The 6,488-nt window shown below is 64.7% G+C and carries 3 protein-coding genes and 2 pseudogenes; all 5 read left to right on the top strand.

The annotated features are described in order from the left end of the window. Window positions 1-89: 89 nt before the first annotated feature. Window positions 90-374: pseudogene (tnpA, locus tag CF70_RS24915) on the top strand (IS200/IS605 family transposase); the annotation flags it as partial. Window positions 375-414: 40 nt separating this feature from the next. Beyond that, window positions 415-1,755, top strand: a pseudogene (locus CF70_RS24910) (hydantoinase B/oxoprolinase family protein); the annotation flags it as partial. Between the two features lie 64 nt (window positions 1,756-1,819). Beyond that, the gene (locus tag CF70_RS36745) at window positions 1,820-1,972 is read left to right on the top strand and encodes a hypothetical protein (RefSeq protein WP_160172292.1); all 153 of its coding nucleotides are present in this window, start codon (window positions 1,820-1,822) and stop codon (window positions 1,970-1,972) included. Window positions 1,973-2,034: 62 nt separating this feature from the next. Then, entirely contained in the window at window positions 2,035-4,596 is a 2,562-nt protein-coding gene (locus CF70_RS24905) for a hypothetical protein (protein ID WP_051648932.1), read from the top strand. Between the two features lie 21 nt (window positions 4,597-4,617). After that, a complete protein-coding gene (locus tag CF70_RS24900; protein ID WP_035870945.1) occupies window positions 4,618-6,465 on the top strand; it encodes a GMC family oxidoreductase in 1,848 nt (615 codons plus the stop codon). The last annotated feature ends 23 nt before the right edge of the window (window positions 6,466-6,488 follow it).

Genomic DNA, 6,488 nt, shown 5'->3' with positions numbered 1-6,488 from the left:
GGCGGCGGGCGAGCCGGTCACGCCGGCGCGGGTGGAAGTTGTGAAAATGGGCACCACGGTGGCGACCAATGCCTTGCTGGAACGCAAGGGCGAACGTCTGCCAGGACTTCGAAACCGAGTTGGTGGAATTCAACGGCGAGCACGACCACGTACACCTCTTGGTCAACTACCCGCCGAAGGTGGCGTTGTCGAATCTCGTCGCGTCATTGAAGGGCGTATCGTCGCGTATGCTCCGGCAGCAGTTTGGGGACTTCCAGCCGTGGCTTAAGCGGCGGGGCGTGTTGTGGTCCCCATCCTATTTCGCCTCGTCGTGCGGCGGTGCACCGTTAGATATCCTTCGGCAATTCATTGAGGAACAGCAAGCGCTCCATTAGGACGCCTGCGGCGTCCGTGCTCTCGCCCCCGGACTAAACTCCGGGGCTTCCCGCACATCTGGTGATCGCGCGCAATGCCGGCCGCATGGCCGACGGCGATGTCTACGTGCTGAACGATCCGTACAACGGCGGCACGCACTTGCCCGACGTCACGGTGATCACGCCGGTCTTCGACGAGGCCGGCGCGGAGATTCTCTTCTACGTCGGCTCTCGCGGCCATCACGCCGATATCGGTGGCATCACGCCAGGCTCGATGCCGCCGGACTCCACGGTGGTCGAGGAAGAAGGCGTGATGATCGACAACTTCCCGCTGGTGAAGGCCGGCGTGCTTGACGATGCCGGCATGCGCGCGCTGCTGGCCGGCGCACGCTACCCGGCCCGCAATATCGACCAGAACATGGCCGACCTGCGCGCCCAGGTGGCGGCCAACGCCAAGGGCGTGGAGGAATTGCGCAAGATGGTGGTGCAGTTCGGCCTGCCGGTGGTGCGTGCCTATATGGGGCACGTGCAGGACAACGCCGAGGAAGCCGTGCGCCGCGTCATCACCGCGCTCAAGGACGGCGCCTATCGCTATGCGCTGGACAACGGCGCCCAGATCCGGGTGCGTGTCACCGTGGACCAGGTCCGGCGCGAAGCGGTGGTGGACTTCACCGGCACGTCGGCGCAGTTGCCCAACAACTTCAATGCGCCGCGCGCGGTGTGCATGGCCGCCGTGCTCTATGTGTTCCGCACGCTGGTCAACGAGGAAATCCCGCTCAATGCCGGCTGCCTCAAGCCGATCAGGGTGATCATTCCCGAGGGCTCGATGCTGAATCCGCGTTATCCGGCCTCGGTGGTGTCGGGCAACGTGGAAACTTCCTCCTGCATCACCAACGCGCTTTACGGCGCGCTGGGCGTGGTGGCCGCCAGCCAGGGCACCATGAACAACTTCACCTTCGGCAACGAGCGCTACCAGTATTACGAGACCATCTCGGGCGGCAGCGGCGCCGGGCAGGGCTTTGACGGCTGCGACGTGGTGCAGACCAACATGACCAACTCGCGCCTGACCGATCCGGAGGTGCTGGAATGGCGGTTCCCGGTGCGGCTGGAAAGCTATGAGATCCGGCCGGGATCGGGCGGGGCAGGGCAGTGGCATGGCGGCAACGGTGGTATTCGCAAGGTCCGCTTCCTTGAGCCGATGACGGCGTCGATCCTGTCCAATAACCGCTTGCACGCGCCGTTCGGCATGGCTGGCGGCGAGCCCGGCGCCATGGGGCGCAACTACGTTGTGCGTCATGATGGCAGCGAGGAGGCGCTGGGCCATGTCGGCCGCTGCGAGATGGAGGCGGGCGATATTTTCGTGGTGGAAACGCCGGGGGGCGGCGGCTTCGGGGCCGCGTAGGGACCGCGAACGTCCTCGATGTTTCCGCGAGCCGAAGCGAGAGCGCTTCGGCTCGCAGCCATTCATGGCGCGCGAAACAGAATTCAACGTCGAACAGATCCGTCTTTCGTCACTTGGCATCAAGGCCGTTATCCGGATTTTCAGACCCACCATTTTCGGCAACTCCGGCACTCCTGGCGACGACGCTGAAATAACCGCGTTGCAGCAATTTCCTTGACTTATCCCCAGGTCATTCCTAGGTTTATCAAGACTCCGGGGTGCAAGGCCATAGTGCGATAAATGGCCGATTCTCTTGGGCAGGGAGGGGCGGCGGTGAATCCAGGCAGCAGAGCTATCGTTCTGGTTATTGCGTTGATTGGCTCGATCGCCGTGGGCGGGTGTTCGAAACCGGAACCGGGTCACGTCCTGGACGAGGCGCAGCAGGCGGGCCGCGGCGCGGAGTCGTTCCGGCATGCCGCGGAAGACTATTTTCACGATATGGATCGTGGTGTCGCACTCACCAGGGAAGAGATCATGGGCCGCAATATGTGGCTCGTCTGGAGTGGCGGCAACGACAGGTTCTGGGACGACATGACGAACTTCACGTTCGGTGCCTTCGACCTGCTCAAGTCCATCAGCTCGCATCCCGGCCAGGGCTATTCGCGCGACACCCGCTGGAGCTACCTCGGCCTGGTCAACGAGCCTTGTTTCGAAAAGCCCGTCGCGCCCGATCCGCAACGCTTCGGGCTATGGCTCGACCAACGGGTGAAGGATTGCCCGGCCGATCCGTTCGAAAACGAACAGGCCTACCCGGGGGTCAGGACCGGCGCGCGCGGCACCACCTTCTCGAACGGCGCGAAGCTCCCGGTCGGCTCCTACTACGGCTATCCCACCGGCATCGTCGGGTTGCGCCTGTTTCCCAATCCGGCTTTTGACGAGAAGGCTGCAAAGGCGTGGGATCCGCAGCGCTATTACACCGATCCTGCCTACTACAACAGAGCCGACCTGGTGCGCCCCTATCGCGTGGGCATGGCCTGCGGCTTCTGCCACGCGGGCCCCAGCCCGGTCCATCCGCCCGCGGACCCGGCGCATCCGAAATGGGCCGACCTGAGCTCCACGGTGGGTGCGCAGTATATGTGGGTGGACCGGCTCTTCATCCACAACGCTTCGACGCGCGAAGGCCAGCAGAATTTCATGTTCCAGCTCGTGCATACGTTCAGGCCGGGCGCCATGGATACCTCGCTGGTCTCCACGGACAACATCAACAACCCCAGGACCATGAACGCGCTCTACGACCTGATGGCGCGCATGGGCGTGGCGAAGCGGATCGGGCAGGAGAAGCTGGCCGGCGGCGAGCTGAACAACCGGCAGATCAACGACTTCGTGAAGAGCGGCGCGCTGACGCAGTTCTACGCGCCGCCCGATACGGTATGGACGCCGCACGTCCTCAAGGATGGGGCCGATTCGGTCGGCGTGCTGGGCGCCCTGAACCGGGTGTACCTGAATATCGGGCTGTTCAGCGAGGAGTGGCTGCTGCACTTCAACCCGATCCTCGGCGGCAAGTCCATCACGCCCATTGAACTTGCCGTGGCGCAGAAGAACTCGAGCTATTGGAAGGCGACGGAAGCCGGCACCTTCAATACGGCGCTGTTCCTGCTGAAATCGACCCCGCCGGACCACCTGAGCGATGCGCCGGGCGGTGCGTCATTCCTGGCGGACGTGTCGTCGCCGGCCGGCGCCGCGCTGCTTGAAAAGGGCAAGAACGTGTTTGCCGATACCTGCGCACGCTGTCATTCCAGCAAGGCGCCGCCGCCGCCGGCCAGCCTGAACCTGCGGAACTGCGCGGGGCCGAACTACCTCGCGTGCTTCATGCGGTACTGGAAATGGACGCAAACGGACGAATTCAAGGCGCAGATGCGCAAGGTCGTCAATGCGCCGGACTTCCTGGAGGGCAACTATCTTTCGTCCGATGCGCGCGTTCCCGTCACGCTGCTGCGCACGAATGCATGCAGTCCGCTGGCGACCAATGCGCTGCGGGGAAATATCTGGGACAACTTTTCGTCGGAGTCCTACAAGACGCTGCCATCGGTTGGCACCATCACGCTCAATGACCCGTTCACCGGGGAGCGGTGGCAGTACCGCATGCCAGCCGGCGGGCGTGGCTACACGCGTGTGCCTTCGCTGATCAGCGTGTGGTCGACTGCGCCGCTCTTCCTCAACAATGCGCTCGGGCCGTTTAGCGAGGATCCTTCGGTGGCGAGCCGGGTGAAGGTATTCGATGCTTCCATCGAGCAATTGCTCTGGCCGGAAAAACGCGCGCGCGACGAGGTCCTGGGTACCAAGGTGCCCGGCGTGATCGACCGCACCACGGAGCGCAGCCAGATCACGGTCCCGGCGGGCTTCGTGCCGGATGCGCTCAAGCCGCTGCAAGGCTTCATGCACCGCTTCGCGCCGTGGCTGGTAGGGGCCGGAGGCGATGTGACCATCGGTCCCGCGCCCGGGCAGATGCCGGTCAACCTGATCGCCAATATCCAGCCGCTGGCGGAGAGCAGCGAAGCCGGTGCAAAGGCCGACCATGCGGCCAAGGTGGTGAGCCTTGCGCTCAAGCTGAAGTCCGACCTGGCTTCGGTACCGGAGGGCGCCACCGACGACGATCTGCGCAAGACCTACGCCAACCTCGTCAAGCCCATGCTGAGCCTGAGCAAATGCCCGGATTTCGTGGTGAATCGCGGCCATTACTTCGGCACGGCGGAGTTCAACAACCAGGCCGGCCTGAGCGCCGATGAGCAATCGTTCGGGCAGGAGCCGGTACTGAGCGACGAGGACAAGCGGGCCTTGATTGCCTTTCTCAAGACCTTCTGATGAAGACTGCGCGGCGGGGATATGTCTGTTCAAGGCGAGGAAGCTTGGGATTATGTGATCGTTGGCTCCGGCGCGGGCGGCGGCACGCTCGCCGCGCGGCTCGCTGAAGCGGGTATGCGCGTGTTCCTGATCGAGGCGGGTTGCGATGCGCGCGAACAAGCGGCGGCGTGCCTGCCGGAGGATTACGAAGTGCCGGCGTTTCACGCCTGCGCCTCCGAGAATCCCGCGATGAGCTGGAACTTCTTCGTGCGTCATTACGCGGACGATGCACAGCAACGGCGCGACCCCAAGTGCGGCAGCGAAGGCGTGCTCTATCCCCGGGCCGCGACCCTGGGCGGCTGCACCGCCCACAACGCGATGATCTTTCTCTACCCCCACGATTCCGACTGGGACGGCATTGCCGCGCTGACCGGCGACCGCTCGTGGAAGGCCAGCCGCATGCGCCGCTATGCCAAGCGGCTGGAGCAATGCCGCCATCGCCCGCTGTGGGCGCTTGCCCGCCGGCTGGGTTTCGATCCCACTGCCCACGGCTGGGACGGCTGGCTCAGCACGGAGCGCGCGTTTCCCCTGCAGGCGCTCACCGACGACGCGCTGACGCGCCTGATTTTCAGCTCGATGGAGATGGCGGCGCGCAGCGTGCCGGGGCGGCTCCATGCCTTGCTGCGCTTCTTCCGGTGGCAGGGCGACCCGAACTCCAGGATCTGGGGAAGACGATGTTTCGATGGCGTGTGCTATACGCCGATGACGACCAGCGGCCATGCCCGCACCGGCACGCGCGAACGGGTGCTGGAAGTCGCCGGCCGCTTTCCCTCGCGGCTGCATATCGAACTGGACGCACTGGCGACCAGGGTGCTGATCGACGCGAACGGCACTGCTGTCGGGGTCGAATATCTCAAGGGGCGGCATCTCTACCAGGCGCACGTCTCGCCAAATCCGGCGCCCGGCGTGCGGCAGGAAGTGCGCGCGCGCCGCGAGGTGATCCTGGCGGGCGGCGCGTTCAATACGCCGCAATTGCTGATGCTCTCGGGGATTGGTCCCGCCGGGCACCTCCGCGAGCATGGCATACCCGTGCGGGTGGATCTGCCGGGGGTCGGCCGCAACCTCCAGGATCGCTATGAGGTGGGCGTCGTGAGCCGGATGGCGCGGCCCTGGCAGATCCTGAACGGCGCGCGCTTCGAGAGGGACGACCCGGCCTATTGCAGCTGGCGCGACCTGCGCCACGGTGTCTACACTTCCAACGGCGTCGCGATCGCGGTGGCGAGGCGTTCGCGCAAAGGCCTTCCCGTGCCGGATATCTTCTGCATGGCGCTGGTTGAGCACTTTGCCGGCTACTTTCCGGGTTATTCCAAGGTGTTCGCCCAGAGCGACGATATCCTCACCTGGGCCATACTCAAGGCGCACACGCAGAATCGCGCGGGCACTGTCATGCTGCGCTCCGCGAATCCGCTCGATACGCCCCTGATCAACTTCCACTATTTCGAGGAGGGCGATGCCGCCTCGGACGAGGATATGCGCGCGGTGATCGAAGCCATCCGCTATGTGCGCAAGCTGGCCGTACCGCTGGCCGAGCGCGGCGTGATCGCGCAGGAGCAGCTTCCCGGCGCCCACCTGCGCGATGATGCGGAGCTGGCTGGCTATGTGCGCGACAACGCGTGGGGGCACCACGCATCGTGTACCTGCGCCATCGGCCCGCGTGAGGCGGGCGGTGTGCTCGACAGCGGTTTTTCCGTGCACGGAACGCGCCGGCTGCGTGTCGTCGACGCCTCCGTTTTTCCGAGGATTCCTGGCTTTTTCCCGGCTAGCGCAATCTGCATGGTTGCCGAGAAGGCGGCCGATGTCATCTTGAACGAGACGACAACGGGCGCATAGGCAGCCGATCGACAAGGGAGGTG

The sequence above is a fragment of the Cupriavidus sp. SK-3 genome (genome assembly GCF_000611145.1).
GTDB lineage: Bacteria > Pseudomonadota > Gammaproteobacteria > Burkholderiales > Burkholderiaceae > Cupriavidus.
Note: the sequence above shows the minus strand (reverse complement) of the source record. Positions and strands in the feature narration are given on the sequence as shown.